The organism is Brevundimonas sp. (genome assembly GCF_032107865.1).
Lineage (GTDB): Bacteria > Pseudomonadota > Alphaproteobacteria > Caulobacterales > Caulobacteraceae > Brevundimonas.
Map to the genome: position 1 here is coordinate 1 of NZ_DAMCNG010000332.1, position 1,936 is coordinate 1,936.

Here is a 1,936-nt window from a genome sequence, read left to right on the forward strand (position 1 = left end):
CGTCGGCGCCCGCCGCGCCGTGTTCGAGGTGCGGCCCGTTGTGCGGATCGACGCCGATACGGGGACCAGCGCTGTGGTGATCGAGGTGTCGGGCGCCGACCGGCCGGGTCTGCTGGCGGACCTGGCGCGCACGATTTCCCGGCATGGCTACTCGACCCGCTCGGCCCACGTCGCCAGCTTCGGCGAGCGGGCGGTGGACGGCTTCTACATCACCGACGCCGACGGCCGGAAACCGAAGGGCAAGTCGAAGCTGGAGGCGCTGAAGGCCGACCTGCTGGAAGTGCTGGACCGCGCGCCTCAGGGTCCGGCCGGGCGGCGCATCACCCCTGTGCGCGCCAGCGTGCGCGACGTCTCTGATCTGGAAGGCGCGTTGGGTCGCAAGCCCGTATCCAGCGGCCCGCAGGCGCGCTAAGGCGTTGGTCGGGCGAGCGTAGAGACCAATCGTGAACGACAAGATCGATCCCATCGAACCGGCCGCGCCGATTTCTGCGGCAAACGCCACGGTCGAACCAGTCGTCCAACCGCCTGCGTCTGCTGCAACAGCCAAGACGGGCGGCGTGGCGCGGTCCTCAGCCATCTTCAGCGCCATGACCCTGCTCAGCCGGCTGGCCGGGTTCGCGCGCGATCTGGTCATCACGGCGGCGCTGGGCGCCTCGGCGGGGCCGGCGGCCGACGCCTATTACACAGCGCTGAACTTCCCCAATCTGTTCCGGCGCATCTTCGCCGAAGGGGCCTTCGCCGCCGCCTTCGTACCCGCCTACGCCAAGACGCTGAAGAGCGAAGGCGAGGCGGCGGCCGACAAGGTGGCGACCGACGCTCTGGCCGCCGTGGCCGCCGTCACCGTGGCCCTGACCATCGTCGCCCAACTCGCCATGCCGTGGCTGATGACCGTCATCAATGTCGGCTTCCTGGACGATCCGGCGCGGTTTAAGCTGGCGGTGATCCTGACCCAGATCACCATGCCCTATCTGCCCTGTATGGCGATCGCCGCCCTGCTCAGCGGGGTGCTGAACGCGCGGGGACGCTTTATCGTCTCGGGCGCCTATCCGATCCTGCTGAACGTCATCATGCTGGCCGCCGTCATCCCGGTGAAGGGCGACCAGATCGAGGCCGCCTACGCCGCCTCATGGGCCGTGCTGGTTGCGGGCGTGGCGCAGGCGGGTCTGTGCTGGTGGGCCGCGCGCCGGGCCGGGGCGAACATCCGTCTCAGCCTGCCGAAGATGACCCCGGCGGTGAAGGCCATCATCATCACCGCCATTCCCGCCGCCATCGGCAATAGCGCGACCCAGATCAACGTCTTCATCTCCGGCAACCTGTCCAGCTTCGTCGACGGCGGTCGCGCCTGGCTGGCGACGGCGGATCGCCTCTATCAGCTGCCGCTGGGCCTGGTCGGGGTGGCGATCGGCATCGCCCTTCTGCCCAAGCTGTCGTCGGCGGTGGCGTCCGAGGACAAGGGCCAGCAGCAGGCGTCGATGGACGAGGCGCTGATCCTGTCCATGGCCCTGACCTTGCCGGCGGCGGCGGCTCTGATGGCCATGCCCTACTTCCTGATCGACGCCCTGTTCACGCGCGGGGCCTTCCTGCAGGTGGACGCTGTCAACACGGCCCACGCCCTGCTGCATTTCGGCTGGGGCGTGCCCGCCTTCGTGCTGATCCGCATTCTGGCTCCGGCCTTCTTCGCGCGCGGCGATACGCGCAGGCCCATGGTGTTCGCTCTGGTGTCCGTGGCGGTGAACGCCGTGCTGGCCATCGGCCTGTTCAACGCAGGCATGGGGGTGTCGGGCATCGCCGCGGCGGTCAGCGCTTCGGCCTGGACCAATGTCGTCCTGCTGGCGGCGACCCTGTGGCGGCGCGGCCATTACCGGCCCAGCCCGCGCGCGGTCTGGCGTCTGGGGCGCATCGCCCTGGCCAGCGCAGGTCTGGCGGCGGTGGTCGG

The 1,936-nt window shown here is 69.7% G+C and carries 2 protein-coding genes; both read left to right on the plus strand.

Features of this window, described 5'->3' with window-relative positions:
• Positions 1-412 (plus strand): ACT domain-containing protein (locus RT567_RS16340; protein WP_313577255.1); only part of this gene is annotated, 412 nt, incomplete at its 5' end.
• 31 nt (positions 413-443) lie between these two features.
• Positions 444-1,936, plus strand: a 1,493-nt coding sequence (murJ, locus tag RT567_RS16345; protein WP_313577256.1) for a murein biosynthesis integral membrane protein MurJ, incomplete at its 3' end; no start/stop codon positions are given.